This is a genomic window from Methylomonas rosea, from assembly GCF_024505055.1.
Lineage (GTDB): Bacteria > Pseudomonadota > Gammaproteobacteria > Methylococcales > Methylomonadaceae > Methylomonas > Methylomonas rosea.
The window spans coordinates 1-24,803 of record NZ_JANIBL010000013.1 but is presented as its reverse complement, the minus strand read 5'-3'; the positions used below and the strand labels follow the sequence as shown (position 1 = coordinate 24,803).

Sequence of the window (24,803 nt, the reverse complement as noted above, 5' to 3'; positions counted from 1 at the left end):
CACCCCGCAAATAGCCAATAACTATCGTTTAAATGATAACAATCGATTATAAGTCTATCATCCGGCAGAAACGAGCTTCGGCCACCAAAGCCGCGATCTATAATAAAGTTCTCGCAGTGCGAAGTTGCCCGTGCAAGCGGCATATACCGGCTGTAGTGGCTAGTCACATTTCCACAACAGCTCTGACTTTCCCACAAAATCTGTGGATAACTCTGTTGGCAACCCGTTAAAAGCCGCGCTAAGTTGTTGCTGTGCTTAGAGTGGTGTTAAATTGTCTAAAATTTATACAATATCCATTTCTTTACACAAACCGGCACTTCGACCGGCCCAGCAAAGGATCACAGATGATAGATTGGAACCACACCTATGCGGCAATTTGGCGCCAGCGCCAGGCGTTTCTGCGTCCTGTTCGGCAAATCGATCCGATCCGGCTGGATCAACTGCTGGGCATAGAGCCGCAAAAGCAGCAAATGATAGACAACACCCTGCGCTTTCTGGCCGGACTGCCGGCGAATAATGCCTTGTTATGGGGCGCACGCGGTACCGGCAAGTCCTCGCTGGTGAAAGCCTTGTTGAACGAATATTTGCACGAAGGCTTAAGAGTCATAGAAGTTGATAAACAAGACTTGTTGTATCTGCCGGAAATCGTCGACGACATCCGCGAACACAATCAGCGTTTCATTATTTATTGCGACGACCTGTCTTTCGAGAACGGCGATGCCCTATACAAGCCGCTGAAGAGCGTGTTGGAAGGCTCTATTGAATTACCACCGGAGAATGTGTTGTTTTACGCCACGTCCAATCGCCGCCACCTACTGCCGGAACATATGCGCGACAATCTGGATACCCTGCTGGTTGACAACGAGGTGCATTATTCCGACACCATAGAGGAAAAAATCTCGCTGTCCGACCGCTTCGGTTTGCGGCTGGCGTTTTACCCACAACATACCCAGACTTACTTGGACATTGTCGACAGTTATTTCGTCGATTATCCCGGCAACCGAGAGGCTTTGCACAAGGCCGCGTTGGACTTTGCCCATCAGAACGCCGCCAAAAACGGTCGAACCGCGAAGCAATTTTTCAATGCCTTTAGTAATGACGAGCGTACCGAACAGCTGTAGCTCGACTCTAAAACGGCTACCGGTTATAAAAACTCTTCTGCTTAGACAGAATCTTCAGTTAACGCGAAGGAGGGAGCGGTGGAATACCTCTGACTATTGCAAATCCTCGTCGTCGAGAATAATGGAACCATCCTGCGCCCAATTGACTTGCGTGATACCCGGCTCCTCGGCCTCCAGCGCCTTAATAATGGCTTCTTTTTCATTCAGGAGTATCTGCTGTGCGCGCACCTGATCGGCCAGGGCCCGGTTTTCCAACAACATGCGCTTGTGCGCCAGACCATTCTCGACGACGTTGACGATTTCCAGATTACTCCAGGGCTTGTTGATAAAGCGAAACACTTCCGCTTCATTGATGGCGTGCTGCGCGCCTTCCAGATCGGCAAAACCGGTCAAGACAATGCGCACAGCATCCGGCTGCATGCGCTTGAATAAAATCAAAAAGTCGATACCGTTAATCCCCGGCATCCGGTAATCGGAAATCACCAGATCGAAGCGATGTTGCTCGGCTAACAATAAGGCTTCCTCGCCGCTGATTGCGGTAACAGGCTCATATTGTTTCAGCAAACGCGTCAGCGCTTTCAACACGTTCGGCTCGTCGTCGACGATCAGTATTCTAATGTCTGCCTGGTTCATGGTTTTGCAATAATAGTGGTCTATTAATGACATAGTCTGGCATGTAAAGCCCCTTCTGCAAGTTCGGTTTTAAAAATCCGCCATACGCACCAGACTATTCGGTGGCCCCCAATTCCGGCGGCCGAATCGGCAGCCAGACTCGAAACCGGCTACCCTGCCCAAGCTGGCTGGTCACTTCGATTCTACCGCCATGCTTACGCACAATATTTTGCGAAACCGACAGCCCCAAGCCGGTGCCCTTGCCGACCGGCTTGGTGGTAAAGAACGGCTCAAACAAACGCGGCAAGTTCTCAGGAGCAATACCTTTGCCGCTATCGCTGATTTCCACCCACACATTCTGGTCGGCGCGACCGGTACTAATCTGAATGTCGCCTTTGGTTTCGATAGCTTGCGCGGCATTGATCAGCAAGTTCATAAACACCTGATTCAATTGCGAAGACAAACAATAAATCTGCGGAATCTCGCCGTACTGTTTATGTACCGTGCAATGGTATTTCAGCTCGTTGGCGATAATATTCAGCGTGGAATCCAGACCCTTATGCAAATCGCCCAACTCCCATTCGTTTTTGTCGGCGTGCGCAAAATCCTTCAAATCCTGAATAATGTCGCGCACCCGCGTCAAGCCTTCCATCGATTCGGCGATCAATTCCGGAATATCATTACGTAAATAATCAAGCTGCTTGGTTTGTTTCAGCTCACGCAAGTTTTGCCGCGTCTCCTCCGATAAGGGTTTCTCGTCCAAGGCCGCGTTGCTGGCATCCAACACGCAAAAAACATCGCGCAAATAACTATCCAGCGTATTCAAATTGGAATTGACAAAACCGATGGGATTATTGATTTCATGAGCGATGCCGGCCGCCAACTGCCCTATCGCCGCCAATTTTTCCGATTGCAATAATTGCAAATGCACAGACTCATTCTCCTGATGTCGGCGTTGCACTTCGGTTTCCAGATAGGCATTTTGGTCTTTCAGCCAATCGCGGGCATTCTTCAGCTCCAGCTGGGTTTTGATTCTGGCCAATAGAATCGACAAATGGCACGGCTTGTAAAGGTAATCCACCGCCCCGAGTGACAAACCCCGCTCTTCCTCCAGATCGGAGGTCAAGGCGGTAACGAATATCACCGGAATGTCGCCGGTTTTGGGATCGGCTTTTAACTGGCCGATGACTTGATAGCCATCCATATCGGGCATCATCACATCCAGCAGAATCAAATCCGGCTTCGGGGTACCGCCCGCCAATTGCAAGGCTCTCTGCCCGCTGGTGGCCACCAAAACCTGATAATACGGGGCGAGAAACTGCCCGAAAACCGACAGGTTGATGGACTCGTCATCGACTAACAGAATGGTGGCTTGGCGCTCTGTCGAGAGTTTATCGGATTCCATCTAAATTCCGTTCGATTTTAAAACCATGATCTGGATTGACTGCAAGCGTCTCAGGCAAGCGAGTTCGGGTCACGACCCAGCTTTTTGGAGCGCCAGCAAAGTGTACCCGATTGTCGATGACATTCCAGTAAGAACAGCGTGCCATTAGCCCAAAGCGCCTTTTCGGCAAAGCTTAGCCGCATATAGGGGAGTTTATGCCGTAAAAGCCGATCTGAGAAAGACAAATCGCTTACACAGCAGGATTGAGTCAGCGAAACTAGCGATACGCACTAAAATGATAAGGGAAAAGAACTCGCTATTTTGCCAATAAAACGAGCAGCACCCGGATCATGCCAGACCTTATCAAACGCGCAATCGCTATAACTCATACTGGTTTCCATCGACTATGACCACCATCACTCCCAATGCCGGACAAACAGCGTCCCAGGCTAGCGATATGCTGGCGACGGTCAGCAGCGACGAACAGACGCTCCGGGTACTGCTTAAACCTCACCTTTCGGTACGCCAAGCACTCGATACCACCGATTTACGCGTGCGTGCAGCCTGCGGCGGCTTGGGCACCTGCGGCGCCTGTCTGATTCAAACCGTCAGCGGCGAGTTTAACCCGCCGACCCTGGCGGAACGGCAAAAGCTGCTACCGGAAGATCTGGCTGCCGGCATGCGTCTGGCCTGCCAGTTGCGACCACATAGCCACTGCACGCTTTACCTGGAACACCCCGCACCGCATTCCGCATGGAAAAGTCTGGACCCGACCCAGCTTTATCACGCCAGCGGCAATCCAGCCATTTCCGAGCATTTCTATGGCGTGGCGGTAGACCTAGGCACCACGCACATTCGCCTGTCCGTGTGGAACCGACAATCCGGGCGCCGGATCGGCACGCGCTACAGCATCAATCCGCAAGTCGCGCATGGTGCGGACGTTCTGACCCGGCTGAATGCCGAGCGCCTGGACGTTCAAGATTGCCGCCGGATAGGCCAGCAAGCTCGCGAGGCTATCATGGATGGCATACGCGATATTCTCAGCCGCGATATGGGCGAAATAACACCGGTACTGGCAGCGCTGGGCAAAGTGTTGATCGTCGGCAATACCGCGATGTTGACGCTGATTTGCGGCAATAGCGGCGACAGCCTCTACCAACCTGAGAACTGGCAAAGCCCCATCGTCTGCCTACCGACCGATGCCGATGCCTGGCGCCAGATATGGCGTACACCGCATGCCGACATCGACATTGCCCAACCGCTGGCCGGCTTTATCGGTTCGGATTTGCTGGCCGACCTGCTCGCCACCGGCATTACCGAACAATCGCAACCGATGTTGTTAGCCGACTTCGGCACCAACACCGAAATCGCGGTGTGGGACGGCACAAACCTGTGGGCCAGTTCCGTGCCGGGCGGCCCGGCTTTCGAAGGCGTGGGCATGCGCAACGGTTTAACCGCTGAAGCCGGTGCGATTTGCAAAGTGTCGGCAAGCGGCTTACAGACGATAGGAGATGCCCAGGCGCGCGGCTATTGTGCCAGCGGTTTCATCGACGCGATTGCGTTGCTGCTGGACAAAAAGCACCTGAAACCATCCGGACGCTTCGCCGAACCGCCAACCGAACAGGGCTTTTTATTGCAAGCCGACGTGCCAAAAAGTGCCATTTTTGCGAGCGACATCGATATTTTCCAGCGCGCCAAGGCATCGACAGCCGCAGCCATGGCACAATTGCTGGCCTTAGCAGGTTTAAAAGTAAACGAGTTAGACAGGTTATGGATTTGCGGAAGTTTTGGTCAACATTTGGACCTAAACAGTGCATTCCGGGTCGGTTTACTGCCGACGCTGCCCAGCGAGCGGATCAGCCTGCTGGCCAACGCCAGTCTGGCCGGCTGCGAACAGCTGCTGTTGAATCCAGCCGGGCCAAATCTATTGAATGAAATTGTCCAACGGGCGCGCACGATCAATCTGGGCGGGGTTTTTGAGTATGAAAACCGCTTTATCGACAACTTACGCTTGCAGCCCATGCCCATCGAGGAATTCCAGTAATGCTCGACGCTTATATTCAATCCTACAACCAGGCGGTATTCGAAACCGATAAGCCGGCGGCCCTAGATGTCGTCAATCAGGCCTTGAGCGACGGATTCAGCCCCGAAGATATCGTCTTCAAATTAGTCATCCCGGCCGTTGAATTGATGATGACTTTGATCGAAAAGGATCCGGACGCCAATCTGGCTCAGCATTTCATGACCGCGCAAATAGCCGCCGACGTCACCGAAAAAATGCTGGAAAAATTCAGTAAACCACCGGAAATGATAGGCAGGGTTGTTATCGGCGCCGCATACGGCGACCTGCATTCCTTGGGCAAACGGATTGTCAGCGGCTGTTTGAAATCGCTGATGGTGGATGTGGTCGATCTGGGTACCAACGTCAGCGCCGAAAAATTCGTCGATACCGCGATGACCGAGAACGCTCAGGTCATCGCGGTATCCGCCATGATGGTCCACACCGCCACCAGCGAAAAAGGCAGTTTGGGGGTGCGCGCACTATTACAAGAGCGCGGCTTGGAACAACAAATCAAACTGGCGGTAGGCGGCGCTCCCTACCGTTTCGATCCGGAGTTGTATATCAAGGTCGGCGCGGATGCCTGGGCGCCGGATGGCGTCACCGCCGCCAAAGTCATCGTCGATTTGATTCGCGAGGTCAAGCCATGACCCCCCTGGAAATTCTGACCGCAGCGATGACCGGCAGCCCCGCACCGCGCATCCCGGTTTTTTGCAATCTGCCCGATCACGGCGCCCGGGAATTAGCTATGCCTGCCAAGCAATACTTCAGCAAGGGCGAATATGTCGCCGACGCCCAACTGCGCATGCTGCGGCGCTACGGCTACGACAACATCTGGAGCCTGCACTATGTCGGTAAGGAAGCGGAATTGCTGGGTTGCCGGGAAATCCTGTTTGCCGACGACGGCGTACCGAATGTCGCCGACTTCGTCATCAAAAACCTGGACGACATCGCCAAACTCGAAATTCCCGCTGACATTACCCAACATCCAGCCTGGCAACCCGTCGCCAACTGCCTAAAGATTTTGCGAAGCGAAGTCGGCGCCACCCATCCTATTTGCGCGTACGCCACCGCCTCGACCACTCTGCCGGCCATATTGATGGGCATGGATAAATGGATGGAGCTATTTTTGCTCGGGCCATTCGATGTCCGCGACGAACTGCTGCGCAAATGCTCGGATTTCTGTCAACAGGAAATCGCCGCGTTGCGGACCTGGGGCGCCAATGTATTAATTTACTCCACACCATTCGGCTCGCCGTATTTCGTCAGCCGTAAACAAATCGAGCAAATCGTGATGCCCTGGATGCGGCGGGACTTACTGCCCGGCGGTAGCGAAGGCCTCGTTTATTACTGTGGCATGGCGCCCTTTAACGATGTGATCGATTTGGTTTTCGATGAACTTGACATCAAAACCCACCACATCAGCCCGCTCGCCGACATTGCCGAAGCCAAACGCCTGATCAATACCCGCGGCCTGACCTGCGGGGTAATCGACGATATCAAAATGATTCATTGGAGTCCGGAGCAAACCCGCGCCGAAGTACAGCGTATTGTCGAAATAGGCAAAACCGACGGCCATTTTCTGTTTGGCAACGGCATAATGCCTCTGGCGGTACCGGAGGCCAATATTCAGGCCATGGTCGCTGCCGCATTCGAATATGGGAGACTGCAATGAAAACGTTCACGATACAGCCGGAAAATCAAACCCCGCTGACCATGATAGGCTGCGGCATTTTGCGTAAGGAAGTGGACGGATTAATCGCGAAAAATCACTGGAACGTGCACACCCATTATCTGGATTCGGCCTTGCACAATTACCTGAATCGTTTATCGACGGAATTGAATCAGGCATTGGAAGAACGTGAGAAACTCGGCGAGAAAACCGTAGTGTTTTACGGCGGCTGCCACCCGTTGATGGAAAAATATCTGGAAGGCCACCACACCTGCCGCACCCACGGCCAAAACTGTATCGTGATGTTGCTCGGCTACGAATTATTCATGCAGGAACTGGAAAAAGGCGCCTATTTTTTACTGGAAGACTGGGCGTTGACCTGGGAACCGATGATTACTGCCTGCTTCGGCGCGAACATGACGGTAATCAGGGAGATATTTCATAGCAGCCACAAATACATCCTGGCTCTGCGCACCCCGTGTAACGGCGATTTCAGTGCCGCAGCCGAAACCGCCGCGCGCTTCGTGGATCTGCCGCTGGAATGGATGGATGTCGGCCTGGAGCATCTGGAAACCGTTTTGGCTGATGCTATTCAACGCCGGCTTGCCGCGGAACAATGACCCAAACGCCTTCCCATCAAGAGCTCGAGGAGCGGGTCAAGCACTTGGAAACCCGCGTCCGCAAGCTTTCGGAAGAAAAAGCCAATCTGTATCTGGTTCTGCACCTGGTGGAATTGCTAAACCCCATCGCCGGCGTCGAAGGACTGTTGGAGAGCTTAATGACCGCCTTGTGCGGCAGTTTGGGCGGCAGCAATGTCGAAATTTATTATCTGGACGAGGGCGAGATTCATTACGCCAATTTGGCAGGCGAACGCCAAGTGATCGACCATATCGAAGACCCATTGATCGGTGAAGTTTTTCAGCATCGCCGCTTCGTCGAACAAGCTACGGATTCGCAGCACACACTCCTGCGCGGCATCACGCCGGCCGTGGCCTGCACCTGGGTCATGCCCTTGCAGGTAGGCAAAGAATTGATTGGCGCCATCAAAATGACCGACATGCTGGGTTCGGCGCAAATGCGCGATTATCTATCGCCGTTTTTCTCGCACATGGCGCTGATTTTGAGCAACGAAATCAAGACCCGCATCGCCGAAAGCGCGAATCAGGCCAAAAGTAATTTCCTGGCCACTATGTCGCACGAAATCCGCACCCCGTTGAACGGTATCTTGGGGATGGCGCAGTTGTTGAGTCTACCGGACTGCGACCCAAGCAAGCATCAAGAATGCGCCCACACCATCCTCGCATCCGGACAAACTCTTTTAACCCTGTTAAACGATGTGTTGGATTTGTCCAAAATCGAGGCGAATCGGCTGGAGCTGATTTACTCCGCTACGCAGCCTCGGCAAATCATCACCGAAGTACAATCGCTGTTCGGGGAAAGCGCGCATCAGAAAAACCTGCGGATCGAAACCGTCTGGCTCGGACCCAGTGAACAATGCTACCAGCTGGATCAAATCAGAGTCCGGCAAATGCTGTCAAACCTGGTCAGTAATGCCATCAAATTTACCAATCAAGGGGTTATCCAAATCCAGGTTACGGAGTTGCGCCGGCAAGGATCGCAAGCGCAACTGGAATTTTCAGTTACCGATCACGGCATCGGCATTGCCACAGAACAGCAAAGCCTGCTATTTAAACCCTTTACCCAAATCGACGCCAGTTCGACGCGGCGTTACGCCGGCACCGGCCTGGGCTTATCCATCGTGCAACGTTTTGCCGGACTGATGCAGGGCGAAGCCGGTGTGGAAAGTAGTCCCGGCATGGGCGCCCGGTTCTGGTTCAAAATTCGCTGCGACCTCGTTGATTGTCATCTTCATAATCACAATTCCGAACAAGAGCGCTTACCTGTCCCGTGCGCGGAACTGTATTCCGCGGCAGCCAATGCCGGACTCCATCGAGATACGCCTGTCTATGCGGAGCAAACCGTCTGTGCTGTGGCCGACCCGGCAATCAGTGCGGAAGACATCGCCGTGCTTCACCGTAATCAAGAGATACGACCGCTAATGGACGAACTCGATAACTTACTTGCCAAAAACATGTTCCATGCCATTAATCACGTCAAGGCACTGCAGAACTTACTGCGTGCTAGTGCGGTAGAACTGCGTTTTTCCGAAATAGCTCAATCGGTTAACGAAATGAAATTCGACCAGGCACGCCAGCAATTAAGGCAGCTTTATTTAGTCTTGGGTTGGGACGGAGCACAAACCGAGTGAACAGCAAACAGTTGAAAATTCTCGCCATAGACGATACGCCCGCCAATCTGGCCTTGTTAGGTCTGGCATTGCAAGACGATTATCAAATTCAAATCGCCACCTCGGGCAGTAAGGGTCTGCAACTGGCGCTGGATGAGCCGCCCGATCTGATTTTGCTCGACATCATGATGCCGGATATGGACGGCTATGAAACCTGCCGCCAGTTCAAGGCCAGTCCACTGTTAAAAGACATTCCGATTGTGTTCGTTACCGCTTTAAACGAAATTCAAGCCGAAGCCTTGGGCTTTTCCTTGGGCGCCGCGGACTATCTGACCAAACCCATCAGTATCGAAATTGCCCGCTTGCGCATTCGCAACCTGCTGGAACGCGAACAATTTCGTCAAGAACTGCAACGCCGCGAGGCCGAGCAACGTCTGGCGGCCAGCGTATTCGCCCACACTCATGACAGTGTAGTAATTACCGACAGCGAGAATCGCATCATCGATGTCAATGCGGCCTTCAGCCGAATTACCGGTTATTCGCGCGAGGACGTTTTGGGTAAAAATCCCAGCATGCTCAAATCCGGCCGGCAATCCGCGGAATTTTACAAAGCCATGTGGCAATCTCTGAACGCACACGATCATTGGAGCGGGGAACTGTGGAACCGCAATAAAAAAGGCGAGGTCTTTGCGGCGCTGACGTCGATTTCGGTGGTGCGGGACGACGACGGCCAAATTCATCATTACATCGGCTTATCGGCGGACATCACCCCGCTGAAGAACCATGAATACGATCTGGAACGCATCGCTCATTTCGATCCGCTGACCGGAATTCCCAATCGGGTGCTGCTGGCCGACCGTCTGGCGCAAGCACTGGCCCACACGCACCGTGCCGGCAACCATATGGCGGTATGTTATCTGGATCTGGACGGTTTTAAACCGGTCAACGATCAGTTCGGCCACGAAGTGGGCGATCAATTGCTGATTGAAACGTCCCTGCGCATCCGCGACTGCCTGCGCGCCGGCGATACCGTGGCCCGCATCGGCGGCGACGAGTTTGTGCTGCTATTGCTGGACTTTAGCGACAGCCGCGAATGCGAAGCCGTATTGGAGCGCATGCTTTGCAAAGTCGCGGAACCCCTGTCGATTGCGGACAACTTGGTCTGCGTCTCCGCCAGCGTGGGTCTTACCCTGTACCCCGACGATCTGGCGAGCGCGGACACCTTGTTGCGGCATGCCGACCAGGCCATGTATGTCGCCAAACAACGCGGCAAAAATCGCTACCACCTGTTCGATCAGGAACTGGATAGGATCGCGCTGATCCGCGGCGAAACCTTAACGCAAATCGAAGCCGCGCTGCTGAATAACCAGTTCGTGCTGTATTTTCAACCCAAGGTCAATATGCGCCTGGGTAAAGTACTGGGCGCGGAAGCATTGATTCGCTGGCAGCATCCCGAGCGCGGCTTATTGTCGCCTGCCGCGTTTTTACCCGACATAGAAGGCACCGAGCTGGTCATAGCGCTGGGCAACTGGGTATTGGCCCGCGCCCTGGACCACTTACAAAAGTGGCAAGACATGGGCTTGAACATTGTCATCAGTATCAATATTGCCCCGCGCCACTTACTGCACCACGACTTCGTCGACACCTTGAAAGCCGGCTTTGCCGCCCATCCGCAATTGCGCCCCCATTGTCTCGAACTGGAGATACTGGAAACAGCGGCGCTGGAGGATATTGGCCGGGTCACCGCCGTGATGAAGGAATGCCAAAAACTGGGCGTCGGCTTTGCATTGGACGATTTCGGCACCGGTTATTCGTCACTAACCTACCTGAAAGCCTTACCGGCCGACACCTTAAAGATCGATCAATCGTTTATTCGCGACATCCTCGGCGACCCGGAAGATTTGGCTATCGTCGCCGGCATCATCAATCTCACCGCCGCCTTTCATAGGCAAGTGATAGCCGAAGGCGTCGAAACCGAAGAACACGGCTTGCTATTGTTGAAATTGGGCTGCGACAACGCCCAAGGCTATGGCATCGCCCGCCCCATGCCGGCCGGGGACTTACCGCGATGGATAACGAATTGGCTACCGAACCAGGAATGGCTGAAAAATTAGTTGTTGGCTCTACTATTCCTTTTTTTCCAAAGCGAAAGAGCCTGGATGAGGGAATGAAATCAACTATTAACCCAGCCCTTAATTATCGTCGCCTCCGCGTAGGCAGGAGACCCTTGAAAATCCTGGATTCCCGCTTTCGCGGGAATGACGGCTACAGAAAATTTAAGGGTCCGGCTTAACAATACCAGATCCAAACCTCGCGCCCACCGCTTGAGCTAGGCGGTTTTTGGCTCTGACTTATTGCGGTTTATGGATCTCCAGATTCTCGATGAAATATTTAAACAATCGGCAGTCGTCGTCACTGGGCGGACCAAATGATTGCAAATGTTGCGTCATGGATTGCGCGGAATTTGGATACGCACTCAAATAAGCACCACTGGTCTCGGCTAGTTTTAAATCGTTAGCGGCTTTCTCAAAGCCCTCTTCACCCAAATAAAAATGCAAAGCCGCCAACGCCACCAACTGCGCTTCACCGTGCGCGCCAGTCGTTTTCGGCCAGCGACTGGCAAAGCAGCGCAGTCGGTTTAAAAAAGCTTTGACGGTACGCGGCGAATTGATCTCCGGCGGCTGTGACTGGGTTTGGTGAATCAGCGGGTACCAGATCCGCAAGGCGGCGGCAAACTCCGGCGTATCCTGAGTTTGCCTTGGTCCGAACCAGTCCCGGCCAAAGGCTTTGTAAGCCATTTCCAGATAATCCACCAGCCGGTTTCGCGCCTTCTCGTTGACGCTTACCCAAACCAATCCACCAGCCAACAGCATAATCAGCAGCAACAAGCCATAGCCGATGCGCTGCGGCCAGGGCGTCAATTGTTCAGGTTTGAAATCGGCGCGAAACGAGGTAATACCGGACTCGGCTTTACGTTGGTCTGGCTGATCGGCGACCGGCTCAACGTTGGTTTCCGCCGGCTTAGTAACCACTTCAGTCGCCGGCTGCGCTGCCAAAATCAGGGGTTTGGGAGTGGTAGGTATAGGCTGACTGGCATGGTAAGCCGCCCAAGCCATCGCGGCCAACAGAACAAAACCCTGTAGTGTCAAAACCAGCCCGTTACCTAGGGTTTGCAAGCGTTGCTCGCGTTGGCCGCGACTATCCTCTTCGCCGCCGCTGCCAGTTAATAAGTTCAGCATCGCCTCGCTGCCGGCGGAAGGCACCGGCACTTCAATGTTGATCAATTTTTGCAGATAAAAGCGTGCCAGGCTGCGTGGTTTTCGGGTTGGCGCAGTTTCTGCCGGCACTCCGCCCGCCGCCGGACCATTGTCATCAAATTCGTGCAAGGCTTCGGCGAGTTCCTTGAAATGCAATTTGACGTTTGCCAGTACATATTTAGGGGCGATGCCCATCACGATGAACAACTCGCCGCTGCTGACCAAGAAATTACAGGTTTCCAGCACCCGCAACGCATGCTCGCGGCTGCACCGGTCCAGATCGTCTATAAACAACACCAACCGGCGCCGACCCAACAACTTGGTCAAACGCTCGAAGCGCCGTTCCCAGATTTGCCGGGTACCCACCGGCTCGGCAGCTTCTATAACGCCGGTTTTGCTGATCGCGGTTTTCAATAAATCGGTGCTGGCTAAACCGAACAGCGACGCGCCCTTGACCACGACCACCCCCGCTACGGTTGTCAGCACCGTCAACAAGGCTGTCAACCAGGCCGGCAAAGCAAATGGCGCTTTGCCTGGGCTATGTTCCAGTTGCTTAACGATGGCTTGTTTACGCTCTTGCGTTAATTCATGCTCGAGTACTTTTCCCGCTTGTGCCAATAACTCGTCGTCGCTGGCGAAGGCGCTTAAGGTATCTTTGCAGTTTGCCGAATCTTTCGCTGTGCCGGAGATATCCGCGTTTACCAAACATTGCAGTTTCTCGCAATCGGCGGGGCTAAACAGCTGGTCCGCGGCGGACTTCGCTGGATTGGTACCGCTATCCGCTTGAGCACATAAGCGGGCATGGCCTTGTGCAGTCAACACCGCAGGTTGCTCCAAGCCGGCCAAGTGGGAAGCGAAGTGCCACACCTGATTTTCTTCCGCCTCTTCATGAAAATAGGAAAATGCCGCCAACCAACAAAAACCCGTCAAGAGTGCAGCCGCCAGCAGCTGTAGCCAAAATCGCCGATGCGTCAACAAACGCAATTTAAACCACAGGCCCGGCAACAGCCAGGGCCATAGCGGCGGCGTAGCCTGCTGACGCACGCATTCCAGGATTGAGCCCAGTACCTGTTGCTCTTCCTGATGATGCCAAGCGTTATACCAGACCGGTCGCAAACCTTCGCGGCGTAACTCGGCTTGCAAATAATTCATCACCGAGCTTTTGCCGCTGCCCCAATCGCCGGTAATGGCCAGGGTCAATGGTGGCTGAGTGTTTTCGTTACGCAGAAACGCGGACAAATCCCGAGCCAACTGCAGACTACCCAGATAATCCTTGCTGCCAGGCGTGGTTGGCTTGTCGGAAACGGCGGTGGGGTTGATTCCTAAATTGGGATCGCTGGCTTCCGGTTCCCTTAATTCGGCCAACTGCAAGCGCAAGCCACGGCTGAACAACAGTATGATCGGCAACCAGCTAAGGTAATACCAGGGCGCCGGATAGCGTTGATAGGGCAACACCGGGTCCTGCCAATGTTCGCCGCCGTCGCTGGTGGCGAGTAGGGTGCCGGCTGCGCCGACGGTCCAGGCATGCCGGCCTCCGCTGTCGGCATATATGTCTATCAAGTTAGCCGAAGTATCACTGTTTTGCGGCTGCCATGTGCCACCGCTATTTGTAGTAGACACTACAGTGCCGCCGACACCAACTGCCCAACCACGACTGCCGTCGCCGGCAAAAGCTGATCCTCTGAGATTCTGTTGGGTAGTACTCACTTGAGCATGCCAATTTTTTCCGCCATCGGATGTGGAAAAAATCGTCCCCTTAGAGCCGACAGCCCAACCGTTTATACCGTCGGCCTGAAACTGAAGATCGAGAATGCCTGCCTTTGAACCAATCATCTGAGATTGCCAGGTCAAACCACCATCCTCGGTAAAGTCCGACTTACCGCTGACGTCGGCCAGCCAACCTCGCTGACCATCCTCTGAAAAATGCATGGCAAAAAGTGTTCCCCATATATTAGGGTCAAGTTGCCAGTTTTTGCCTCCATCACGGGTTACCAGAAATCCCCCGTCGCCCGCTGCCCAACCGTGCAAACCGTCATTGAGAAACTGAACTCTGAATAAGAACATTTTGGTGTCGTTGTTTTGAGCTCGCCAATTTTTCCCAGCATCGGTGGTAGCAAAAATAACCCCATTGCTACCGGTCAACCAGCCATGTTGGCCGTCAGCTAAAATGTGCAAGCCAAATAGGTGTTGATTGGTTTGAATTTCCTGCATTCGCCAATTTCGACCAGCATCGGTACTAGATAAAACCGCGCCATCAGCGCCAATTACCCAGCCAAGTTGACGATTAGTCATAAATTGCACACTGCTAAACACCTTCTGGCTTGCAGCCTGCCAACTATTCCCACCGTCAGTGCTGGCAACTATAGTTCCGTCGGCACCGACGGCCCAACCGCGCAAACCATCAAGAAGAAATTTAACGCTACGTAACTCACCTGAAGTTCCGCTGTTTAGTAATCGCCAGCTGCCACCGCCGTCAGTGGTCGCAGCGAGGGTACCATTCGTGCCAGCCACCCAACCCCGTAAGCCGTCTTTTAGAAAGCGGACGCTACGTAAAAATTGCGATACTTGATTGGGTTGCGACTGCCAGTTGTTGCCTCCATCCGAGGTGGCAACGATGCGCCCACCCGTCCCCACGGCCCAACCGCGCCGATTATCGATAAAATCTACCGATTGAAAAATTTGATTGGCATTTTTAGCTTGAGCTTGCCAAGTTTGACCGCCATCTGCGGTGGCAAGTATGGCCCCAAGATCACCGACGGTCCAACCATGCAGTTCATCGGAAAACGTCACACTATTCAGCTGCGACCCGGCAACACTCGCCTGATTTTTCCAACTTTTACCACCGTCTGCGGTAGCCAGAATGAGGCCCGCCTGGCCTACTGTCCAGCCATGCGCGGGATCGACAAAATGTAAGCTGTTCAATATTTCCTTGGTGCCACTGGTTTGGAGCTGCCAACTTTTGGCACCATCTGCAGTGACCAGAATCACACCATCTTCGCCGACCGCCCAACCATGAGAGGTGTCGACGAAATACACGGAATATAAATTGGCGCGCTTCGGATCCCGTCCACTCGGCTTTTGCTTCTGAACGGGTGGCAGCGAAACGGGTTCGCCCGCCTTACCGACTGTACTTGCTTGAGGTGAGTTTTCTGGAGTGGGTTTCGCTGGCTCATTATTGGTCTTTGCCGCAGGTAGTTCTTGCTCTTGCGGCGCACTCGGGGACTTTTGGACTGGCGACTGGTTTGCGTAACCGAGCGCAGGGTTTATCACCCTGGCAGCATTTGCCTCACCGCCGTCGGCATTCCGAACGTTGAAAGGTGCATTGTCTAGGTTAGTCGGAACCGCTTGCTGCTGTTGAGGCTCGGCCTCAGGCATCCCGGCTTGCGCTGACTTAATCCAAAAACCGTCGGCCCGCGCCAAAGGTACTATTGGCGCAGGAGGCCCAATTTGCCCTTGCTGCCAACTCACGCCAGCATCCGTACTGTAGATGATCAAACCGCCATCACCCACAGCCCAAATATGCTGACCATCTTCGGAAACAGCCAGATCGTTGAGATTCCCGGCGATGGCCGGCAAGCGGCGAAAAGCGTTGCGCTCGATTGGGTATCCCCAATAATCCCAACTCAACGATGTGGGTTCAGGGCGATAGGCGTTACGGTGCGGCGCTTGCTGGAAGGCGATGACGGTAGATAGCAAGGCCAGCATTAAGGCCCAGCCTAACCAGTATCCAGGGCGGCTCAGCCAATGCAGGGAGACCGTGCTTATAGCTGCGCCTTTGGTAGCAGACGCGTGTTTTGTCGCCAGTCCGGACATGTCGTCCCCTTATCACCGTTAGATAAGGGCTTTTTAACAACAAAATCGCCGCAAGGAAAGGCCAATCGAATGGCACTATCTCACAGTGAATCGATTCCTGAGTTTGCGGGTAGATTGAATCAAGAATACGCGGGGCTATTCAGCAGGTATTCAGTGACGACTTTCCGCCTCCTAAGTACAAGGATGCTTCAGCCTTGTCAAGAATCGTCATCTCGGCGGGGATTGCCGAGATCCAGGAGCCAAGGATGGTAAGCGTCGAAAACATCCATGTACTCTGGATTCCGGCAATCCATGCCGGAATGACGTTTTGGCTGAAGCAACTTTATAATCAGGTTCCGCCTTATTGACAATTAAGGCTGGTGGTGGCCGTGGTGCATATGCTGTCCGCCGGGCACTGCATGGCGAGCGTGATCGCTGAGTTGGGCATCGAAATAGCTATGGACTGCTTCTACCAACTGTTTGTCTTCGCTCCGATACTCGATTTCGGCGCCGTTCGACAAATCCCGATAGGCAAAACTGACTTTTCCGGCAGCGGACGCCAAGGCATTTAGCCCCGGCATATCATCGCCATGAATACGGCGCGGCCCGGAAAAATCGCCATTGGCAAAACCCGCAGCCAGTTGCGCCAGATGGCTGCGCGCCAAAGCAATTTGTTCAGTATCCGCGCCATCTTTGGCGATGACTTGCTGGATGCCGCCGGATTCGGTCTTATTAAAAATATGTAAGGTTTTTTCCAGATCAAACGGCATTACGTGGCTGCCGCGCTCTTGCACTTCGTCCAGCCGCGCCGGATCGACCGGCGGGATGGCCCGGGCAGCGCTGACCGCTAGCAGTAAGGCCGTTAGCAATAGTGTTTTTTTCATCCTAGTCGTCCTGTGTAAATGAGCCACGCTCACAAAATATTCGAGTTGAATTGATGTTTTACGCTTCGTCGCTTGGCTTACGAATAAGCAGTGTGGATAAGGCGAGCAATAAAATACCGCCGGACACCAATAAAATCCCCATATCGGCCTGATGATGGGCTTGAATATCAGCAATTAACAAACGGGCCAGCGCGGTGATGGCAATGTAAATCAGACAACGCACCGGCATTAGGTTAGTTTTGAAATAGATGCCGACCATCGCACCCAATTCCAAATAGATAAACAACAGCAAAATGTCGCCAATAGTGGCGTGGCCTTGCAACATCATGCCACCGTAAGCCACCACCGCCGACCAAACGATACTGGCACCGATGACAAACAAAGCCAAATAATGAAAAACCTCGATCAGCAAATTGCCTATTTCGTCCGCCAGCCGTTTGGCTTGCTCGTTCAATTGTCTGAAACGTTGAATATCCAAAACTTTACCTCACTGAGCAGGTTGCGTATGTGAAGGCATCTGCGCAGTCATCTGACCTGCTTGGACGATTTTCAAACCGCGTTGCGCCATCATTACGCCCATTGCGATAACCAATATTGCGGAAACCTTGACGAGCTGCCGCATAAATACCGGCGACAACAAACTGGCGAAAAACCCAAAACCGAGCAACGGTGCCAAAGTACCGAGGCCAAACCAAAACAGGATCAACGCGCCCTGCACCGGGTCGCCGCTGCCGGCGGCCATTACATACATGGCCTGTAGCGGCCCGCAGCCCAGCAACAAACCGGTCAACAAGCCGGTACGCAAAGCGCTGCGCGGCTTGCGCATTTCGTCTGCAAGCTGGCGATTGACGGCCTTGGGCATGCGTAAGGTAAAGCGGCGCAAAAAGGCAAAGAAGTTGAGCATCTTCAGACCGTACAGCAACAGAAACACGCTAGCGACTAAAGCCAGTCCGCCACGCATCTGCGGGGTAATGGCGATGGTAGCGCCCAACAGGCCAAAGCCAGCACCGAGTAAGCTGTAGGACAAGGTCTTGCCGAATGCATAACTTAAATGCGCTAACAATTGCCGGGATTTGGATTTGCTAGGATCGGTGTACCCCACCACAAAGCCACCGCACATGCCGATACAATGAAAACCGGTGAGAAAACCGATGCCCAGCAATACCGCTTGATCCATGTTCGGCGACATTTTCTGCATCACACCGGGCATCAAACTCTTGCCCCAGAACGCCACGCCGCCGACCGCCAGCAATAACAACAGAAAAATCAACAGGCCTTTCAGCTTACCGTTAGCAGCGGGTGGCGTCAGTGCCACTCCATAACCCTTGGCGCGAATAGCTTCGTATAACGCCGCTTCGGCGGTAAGCTGGTCGTCGAATTGCACATCAACCGTCGCTCGCGCATAGCTGGCTTCTACCGTTATCACGCCCGGTAAATCAGCCAGCGCTAGGCGAATGGTGTCCTCGCAACCCGTGCAGTGCATACCCTCGACTGTTACATGCCTGTTGATTATTGTCATATCCCGCTCCCTGACAATTGGTGTCGACTGCTCATACCACCAAGAAATCGCGCATCATGCCCATATCTTCATGTTCCAGGTTATGGCAGTGGTACATAAACAAACCTTTGAAATCCTGGAAGGGCTTGATGATTTTCACCCGCTCGCCCGGCATCACCAACACGGTGTCCTTCCAGCCGCCCTCGATGAAACCATCTTTAACCGTTGCGTAATCTTCACCTGAGTTGGTGGCGATGGTCCGGCTTAAGATTTGAAAATATTGGCCGTGCAAATGAATCGGATGCGCCATAGACATCATCATGCCCATGCCACCGCCCATTCCCCCCATGCCGCCCATTTGATGACCGCCGGCATCATCGCTATCGCCGCCATGGCGCATGCCCATCATACCCATGCGTCTATGACCACCCTCGCCTTGCTTGTTATCATCATCGTGCCGCATGCCACTCATCATGCCCATGCCGCCCATTCTGTGACCGCCGGACTCTGCTTGCATGCCTGAGTTGTGCTTGACGCCGGCACTCTCTTTGCCGCCGTGCTCAGCAGCACCGTTAGCACCATGTCCACCGCCATGTGCATGAAAAATCTCCATCAATTGCACGGTATTCAGCGGGATACGCTCGCTCGGCAAGATGTCGTTATAGGCATAGGGCCGGCCATTTAAAACCATGCGCATCGGTCCTTCCGAAATAGCGATAGGCACCGGTTTACCGGGATTGACCGTGTCGCTTAAGCCGTAATGGTGAATTTGCGCCAAACTGTTGGGTAATTTCGGACTATCGCTTACTTGCCGGGTGACTTTCACCGTAAAAATCGGATAGTCGCTACCCACCGGCAAAGCACTGCCGTGCATACCCATGCCGCCGCCCATGCGCCCATGTTCACCTTGGCCACCGCCCATCATTCCCGGCAATACGCCGGAAAAAGAACGGCTGCGCAACACCAACTGAGAGCCGACTTTACGCCCGCTGAAATCCGCCCAAATATCCAAACGCTCGCCGGGGGCCAGCATCACGTAAGGTTTATTGACCGGAGCCTCCAGCAAACCGCCATCGGTGCCGATGACGGTAACGGGCGACTTGTCGTCCCAAGCCAGTTTGTATATGCGCGCCGTTGAGCCGTTGAGGACGCGGAAACGATACGCTCGACTGGCCACGTCGAGCTGAAAATCGGGGCGACCGTTCACCAAAATTCTGTCGCCGTAAAAACCCATCATGCGGTCGTGCATGGCATGCACATATTGCAGCTGATTATTGGCATCGAACTTGCGGTCCTGAATCACTATAGGCACTTCATACTCACCGCCGGGCAATTCCAGACGACGCTCCTCGTCGTCGTTAACCAAAATCGCCCCCGCCAAACCGTGATAAACCTGTTTGGCTGTGGTGTTGTGCGGGTGCGGATGGTAGATATTCATGCTGGCCCGGTTGAGCATTTCAAACTCATAGACAAACACTTGACCGCTATCTATCGTGTACAGCGGATGACCGTCCACTTCGGCCGGCACGTGTAAACCATGCCAGTGGGTGATGCTGGGCTCGTTAAGCTGATTGTGTAGATTGATTCTGATCTTTTGGCCTTTCTCGAAGCGCAGCACCGGTCCCAAGTAAGAACCGGGAATTTCGGTTAAGGTTTGTGCCGGTCCCTTCACCAACTTGGCAAAGTATTGCTGCACCCGCGTAGGCTGACCCGGCAAAATTGCTACCGAACTTGGTTTGCAAATCAAGTCCAGTTCCACGTCCGGGTGAAAATTCGCCGAAGCTTTTCGCGGCGGCATCGTCGGCATCTCGCCCATGTTTTCCATGGCCCGCAGCCACGCGGGCGTTGCAGCCCACGCCATTAATCCGGCGCCACTTTGCGCAAAAAAGCGCCGACGGGACTTATTGAATGAATAAGACATATACCCTCCTCAAACGATTTTTATAGTTATGCGCCAAACGGTTAACACCGGATGACGAAAGTAACGGTCTAACACAACCGTCAATATTAGTCTAGCCTAATTTATAGGTGCTGCCGAGGCTGCATTGGCACCGCTTCTATATGCGGTTTACGGCTATGAATACGATTGCCGATTAGACCTAGCGCCAAGACGGCGGCTAAGCCGGCCAACACCCGTCGCCAGGCAAGTTCGTCATCCTGCCACACCGCTAAGGATGCCAACAGTTGCCAACTCAAGGCGTTAAACAACACGTAAACCGCCACCACCATCACGAACCAACCAAACCCGCGCCGTAACACCGCCGCACTAATAAAATTGGATAACCAGCCGCCCAGAAAACTGCCGCATACCGCACCGGCGGTGACCAGTATCATCAACTCGATATCCAACTGAGCGTGATTGGCGTAACCGCTCAAGCCGGCGGTGGCGTTCATCACGATAACCAGCAACGAAGTACCAATCGCCGCCGGCATCGGCAAACCCACCAACAAGGTCAATGCAGGCACGATCAAAAAGCCGCCGCCGACCCCCACTAATCCAGTCAAACCGCCGACCAAAACCCCATCGAATAACAAACGCAATATCGGTGTCTGTAAAGGACACATTGGTAATGCCTGCTCAATAGTTGTCTCGCTAGGCGCTTTCTTGAAGATCATCGCCAAACCGGTCAACAAAGTAATCGTCCCAAAAAACACCATTAGCCATTCGCCGGAAAAATGCCCGGCCAAGCGACCGCCGCCAAATGCGCCAAGCATGCCGGCCAAACCAAATACCAGCGCGCTTTTCCAGCAAACATGACCGCGCCGCGCATGCGGAATTAACGCCATCAGGCTGGATACGCCCACTACCACAAAAGAGGTGACGATGGCGGTCTTGGGCGGCACATCCAGCACGTATACCAGCATCGGCACCGTCAAAATCGAGCCGCCGCCGCCCAACAAGCCCAGCAGCAGGCCGATACAGATTGCCAAGATCAGCGTCAGGATCATCGGCTAACTCCGCCTACTCGACCAGCGTCCCACAGGACTGATTGGCCGGCAGCGCCTGATCGATAAACTTGGGATACGCCAACTTCAATTCGCTCATGATCGCTATGAACTCGGCACGCGTGCGGCCTTGACCAATGCGGGGGTTTTTAGCCATTTCCTGTTTGATGGTAGACACGGTATTGCCTTGGTAATCGTGTCCGGGATAAACCAGCGTATCAGCCGGTAAAGTAAATAATTTGCCGGTGATACTGTCGTAAAGCTGGCCGGCATCACCTTGCTGGAAGTCGGTGCGGCCGCTGCCGCCTATCAGCAAGGCATCGCCGGTAAACACCCGGTCGGCCATCACATAACTGACGCAACCGCCGGTATGGCCGGGGGTATGCCGTACCTGAATATCCAGATCGCCAACTTGCAACAGCACACCGTCTGTGACCAGCAAATCCGCGCAGAGCGCACCGGCATCCCGATGCACCACACTCTTGCTGCCAAGCTTTTCGCGCAGCAAACCGGCACCGGTGATGTGATCGGCGTGCACATGCGTTTCCAGGGTGTAAATCAGTTTGAGATCCAAGCTTTGGAGTAAATCGATATAAATCGGCAGCTCCGAGGCAACCGGATCGATCAGGCAGGCGCGACGACTACGTTCACAGCCCAACAAATAACTGTAGGTGGAGGTTTCTGTTTCGAAGAGTTGTCTGAAAATCATGACCAGCCTCGTTTATCGCAAAATAAAAAGAATATAGGGTTTGTATATCAATACTCGTGCCAGCTTATCGGCAATATTAATCTCCGTACTGCTTATAAAATTCGCTTTGCATAACATGGACTAAACACATATATACCTTTGTTTTAACTAAATATTTTGTTTTTCACCGATTAGTTTGATAAGTCGATAGATACTATAGAGTGGCCTCGCAACGGCCACAAATGATGTTTCAACACCAAATACTGAAACAATACTGATACACTTGAAACATCACTGAAACAAGACGAGATTTAGCGCATGGCATCTTCCTCCCCCCTATTCAAACGCTGGCTCGGCCAAATCGGCGCCGATCAAGTCGTGGAAGTGTTAACCGACTTATTCGAAAGCGGCGCGGCCTTTATAGTGGACAGCAATAGCGACATCTTGTTGTGGAGCAAAGGCGCCGAACAATTGTTTGGTTTGAGCGCGACCGAGACCATAGGCAAGCCTTGCAAAACCGCACTGAATTGCGACCGCGGCAACGATCCCTGCAACTTGGCCGAACTCGGTATCGTCAAGTCGCAAGCAGTGCGGATACATCGCCCGGACGGTCGCACGTTGAATTGCTATCGAACCGCCCGCGCCTTCTACGACAGCAACGGCGGCTTCGCCGGGGCGATTGAATTTCTGCAACCGCAAAGCGACACAGCGCCCGAGCAAAAATCTGACGACAGCGATAGCTTTCACGGCATTCTGTCGCGCGACCCGGCGATGAAAGAGGCCATCAAAATCATCCGCAACGTCGCCGAAACCGAAGCCACCGTGTTGATCCGCGGCGAATCCGGTACCGGCAAGGAAATGGTCGCGCATGCGCTGCACCTGGAAAGCCCGCGTCACTATCAACCGTTTCTGGCCATCAACTGCGCGGCCTTAACCCCCAGCCTATTGGAAAGCGAGTTGTTCGGCCATGTGAAAGGCGCGTTCACCGGCGCGGTGCGCAACCATGCCGGCCTTTTTCAACGCGCCAACGGCGGCACGCTGTTTTTGGACGAGATAGCAGAGTTGCCATTGGAACTACAAGCCAAGCTATTAAGGGTGATACAAGAACGCAATTTCATTCCGGTGGGCGGCGATAGCGCCGTCAGCGTCGATGTGCGGATTATCGCCGCCACGCATAGATCGTTGCGCGAAGAGGTCAAGGCCGGTCGATTTCGCGAAGACTTGATGTACCGCTTGCGGGTCGTACCTATCTTTCTACCGCCATTGCGCGAGCGCCGTCAGGACGTCAGCCTGCTACTGCAACATCTGATAGACCGGCATAACACTCAAGGCCATCGTCATATCGACAGCATCGCGCCGGAAGCGATGCGCCTGCTGCTGGATTACCGCTGGCCTGGCAATGTCCGGGAATTGAATAATGTCGTCGAATACGCGTATGCGGTCGGCCGCGACAGCGAGCTGAGCATAGGCGATTTGCCTCCGGAGTTCCGCGAACCGCTTAAACCGATAGCAACGATTGACCAGCACCTTGCACCGCGTGCGAAAAGTCAAAACGAAGCGGAATTGATCCGTGAGGCTTTGGAAAATAACCCGGACAACCTGGAGCAGGCCGCGCAGTATGCGGGGATGAGTAGGGCAACTTTTTGGCGGAAGCGGCGGAAGTATGGTTTATAGGTTTGCTTAATTGGCGGGTTAATCGCTTCAACACCACGCAAATATCGTATTGACGTCCTATTGATTGCGTCTTATGGTTTAGCTCCATTCATCAATGGGACTCTATTCATGCAAACACCCACTCTAAAACAGGAAGCGCTGGAATCGATTGACCGTTTGCCTGACAACGTAGACATTGACGAAATCATGTACCAGCTCTACGTCGTCGACAAGTTACGCAAAAGCCGCGAAGCTATCGCTGAAGGCCAATTCATTCACCATGAAGAGCTCAAGCGCGAAATCGAACAATGGTGATCGTGTGGTCAAAACCCGCCCGCGAAGACCTCCACTCGATACATCAATTTATAGCCCGTGATTCCAAACAATACGCAAACCATGTAGCGCGAGACATTCTTGCTAAAGTGGATGTACTGACGACTATGCCAAAGCTGGGCCGGACAGTTTCCGAAGCGGCGAGACTTCAAACAGGAGGATCTGCAACGGGAATAAGCACTGAATGGCTAAACGCAGGCTACTGCCAAATTGCCTAATGCCGCCCCACCATTAACTCGATTTCCTCGACGATTTCTTCCTGACGCAGCCGGTTGCGTTGCCGCTGTAGTTCTTCGCCACCACGTTCCAAATGCCGCAACGCGGTTTCCATCTGCATCAGCCGCATGTGATTTTCCACTCGAATCGAACGCAACAGCAAAGCCAGCAGCGTATGAAACAGATAATGTTCGGCAACGCCTTGAGCCACTTCCGCCGGCGGCGCGAAAGTCTTCGGCGGGTTTTGCCTGGCGTTGCCGGCAACATTCGACAGAGGCCAAAGACGTTGGCTGCGCGCACCTTGTTCGTCACGAACACAAGCAATCAACCCGAATTCTACACCGCGTAGCTCGGCGACCGCCGCCAGAATGCTATCTATCGCCGCCGGCGCATCCAAACCGCCGTCGGCGCCGCGCAGCCGTTGCAGCGCGGCGCGCTCG

General features: G+C 53.6%; 20 protein-coding genes. 10 read left to right on the top strand and 10 right to left on the bottom strand.

Annotated features, from left to right (window positions below):
* The first annotated feature begins 344 nt into the window (after positions 1–344).
* Complete coding sequence (locus NP589_RS05935) at positions 345–1,121, top strand: ATP-binding protein (RefSeq protein ID WP_026603137.1); 777 nt, start codon at positions 345–347, stop codon at positions 1,119–1,121.
* A gap of 93 nt (positions 1,122–1,214) precedes the next feature.
* Here the strand turns inward: NP589_RS05935 and NP589_RS05930 are convergent, their stop codons facing one another.
* Positions 1,215–1,787: a response regulator gene (locus tag NP589_RS05930; RefSeq protein ID WP_256606158.1), complete on the bottom strand. Its 573-nt coding sequence runs from the start codon at positions 1,785–1,787 to the stop codon at positions 1,215–1,217.
* Positions 1,788–1,848: 61 nt separating this feature from the next.
* Positions 1,849–3,138, bottom strand: coding sequence for an ATP-binding protein (locus tag NP589_RS05925; protein WP_256606157.1), 1,290 nt, complete (start codon positions 3,136–3,138; stop codon positions 1,849–1,851).
* Positions 3,139–3,523: 385 nt separating this feature from the next.
* Here NP589_RS05925 and NP589_RS05920 point away from each other — a divergent pair, with 385 nt between their 5' ends.
* The 6 genes from NP589_RS05920 to NP589_RS05895 are packed head-to-tail and all read left to right on the top strand — an operon-like array spanning position 3,524 to position 11,210.
* Positions 3,524–5,161, top strand: a complete 1,638-nt coding sequence (locus NP589_RS05920) for an ASKHA domain-containing protein (protein WP_256606156.1) — start codon at positions 3,524–3,526, stop codon at positions 5,159–5,161.
* On the top strand, positions 5,161–5,826 hold the full coding sequence (locus tag NP589_RS05915; protein ID WP_256606155.1) for a cobalamin B12-binding domain-containing protein: 666 nt from the start codon (positions 5,161–5,163) through the stop codon (positions 5,824–5,826). Before NP589_RS05920 ends, NP589_RS05915 begins: the two co-directional genes overlap by 1 nt.
* Entirely contained in the window at positions 5,823–6,851 is a 1,029-nt protein-coding gene (locus NP589_RS05910) for a uroporphyrinogen decarboxylase family protein (RefSeq protein WP_256606154.1), read from the top strand. The genes NP589_RS05915 and NP589_RS05910 overlap by 4 nt, the downstream gene beginning before the upstream one ends.
* On the top strand, positions 6,848–7,468 hold the full coding sequence (locus NP589_RS05905; protein WP_256606153.1) for a DUF1638 domain-containing protein: 621 nt from the start codon (positions 6,848–6,850) through the stop codon (positions 7,466–7,468). Before NP589_RS05910 ends, NP589_RS05905 begins: the two co-directional genes overlap by 4 nt.
* Positions 7,465–9,117, top strand: a complete 1,653-nt coding sequence (locus NP589_RS05900) for a sensor histidine kinase (RefSeq protein ID WP_256606152.1) — start codon at positions 7,465–7,467, stop codon at positions 9,115–9,117. Before NP589_RS05905 ends, NP589_RS05900 begins: the two co-directional genes overlap by 4 nt.
* Positions 9,114–11,210 carry an EAL domain-containing response regulator gene (locus tag NP589_RS05895; RefSeq protein ID WP_256606151.1) on the top strand — a complete coding sequence of 699 codons (2,097 nt, stop codon included), beginning with the start codon at positions 9,114–9,116 and terminating at the stop codon, positions 11,208–11,210. Before NP589_RS05900 ends, NP589_RS05895 begins: the two co-directional genes overlap by 4 nt.
* Before the next feature lie 237 nt (positions 11,211–11,447).
* On the opposite strand, the gene NP589_RS05890 is transcribed toward NP589_RS05895, so the two are convergent.
* The 7 genes from NP589_RS05890 to NP589_RS05860 form a co-directional block, all read right to left on the bottom strand.
* Positions 11,448–16,166: a YCF48-related protein gene (locus NP589_RS05890; protein ID WP_256606150.1), complete on the bottom strand. Its 4,719-nt coding sequence runs from the start codon at positions 16,164–16,166 to the stop codon at positions 11,448–11,450.
* A gap of 350 nt (positions 16,167–16,516) precedes the next feature.
* Entirely contained in the window at positions 16,517–17,029 is a 513-nt protein-coding gene (locus tag NP589_RS05885) for an aspartate carbamoyltransferase (protein ID WP_256606149.1), read from the bottom strand.
* Between the two features lie 58 nt (positions 17,030–17,087).
* Positions 17,088–17,507, bottom strand: a complete 420-nt coding sequence (locus NP589_RS05880) for a phosphate-starvation-inducible protein PsiE (RefSeq protein WP_256606148.1) — start codon at positions 17,505–17,507, stop codon at positions 17,088–17,090.
* 9 nt (positions 17,508–17,516) lie between these two features.
* Positions 17,517–18,548 carry an urease accessory protein UreH domain-containing protein gene (locus NP589_RS05875; RefSeq protein ID WP_256606147.1) on the bottom strand — a complete coding sequence of 344 codons (1,032 nt, stop codon included), beginning with the start codon at positions 18,546–18,548 and terminating at the stop codon, positions 17,517–17,519.
* Between the two features lie 31 nt (positions 18,549–18,579).
* Positions 18,580–20,448, bottom strand: coding sequence for a multicopper oxidase family protein (locus tag NP589_RS05870; RefSeq protein ID WP_256606146.1), 1,869 nt, complete (start codon positions 20,446–20,448; stop codon positions 18,580–18,582).
* A gap of 101 nt (positions 20,449–20,549) precedes the next feature.
* Complete coding sequence (locus NP589_RS05865; RefSeq protein ID WP_256606145.1) at positions 20,550–21,476, bottom strand: sulfite exporter TauE/SafE family protein; 927 nt, start codon at positions 21,474–21,476, stop codon at positions 20,550–20,552.
* A gap of 13 nt (positions 21,477–21,489) precedes the next feature.
* Positions 21,490–22,182 (bottom strand): MBL fold metallo-hydrolase, encoded by a 693-nt coding sequence (locus NP589_RS05860; protein ID WP_256606144.1) that lies wholly within the window; start codon positions 22,180–22,182, stop codon positions 21,490–21,492.
* A gap of 297 nt (positions 22,183–22,479) precedes the next feature.
* On the opposite strand from NP589_RS05860, the gene NP589_RS05855 reads away from it, so the two are divergent.
* The 3 genes from NP589_RS05855 (at position 22,480) to NP589_RS21720 (ending at position 24,365) form a co-directional block, all read left to right on the top strand.
* Entirely contained in the window at positions 22,480–23,835 is a 1,356-nt protein-coding gene (locus tag NP589_RS05855) for a sigma-54 interaction domain-containing protein (protein ID WP_256606143.1), read from the top strand.
* A gap of 108 nt (positions 23,836–23,943) precedes the next feature.
* A complete protein-coding gene (locus NP589_RS05850; RefSeq protein ID WP_256606142.1) occupies positions 23,944–24,129 on the top strand; it encodes a hypothetical protein in 186 nt (61 codons plus the stop codon).
* Complete coding sequence (locus NP589_RS21720) at positions 24,123–24,365, top strand: type II toxin-antitoxin system RelE/ParE family toxin (RefSeq protein ID WP_371929646.1); 243 nt, start codon at positions 24,123–24,125, stop codon at positions 24,363–24,365. Before NP589_RS05850 ends, NP589_RS21720 begins: the two co-directional genes overlap by 7 nt.
* Here NP589_RS21720 and NP589_RS05845 read toward each other — a convergent pair.
* The coding region (locus NP589_RS05845) for a F0F1 ATP synthase subunit gamma (protein WP_256606140.1) at positions 24,362–24,803 on the bottom strand (442 nt) is incomplete at its 5' end. The genes NP589_RS21720 and NP589_RS05845 overlap by 4 nt on opposite strands.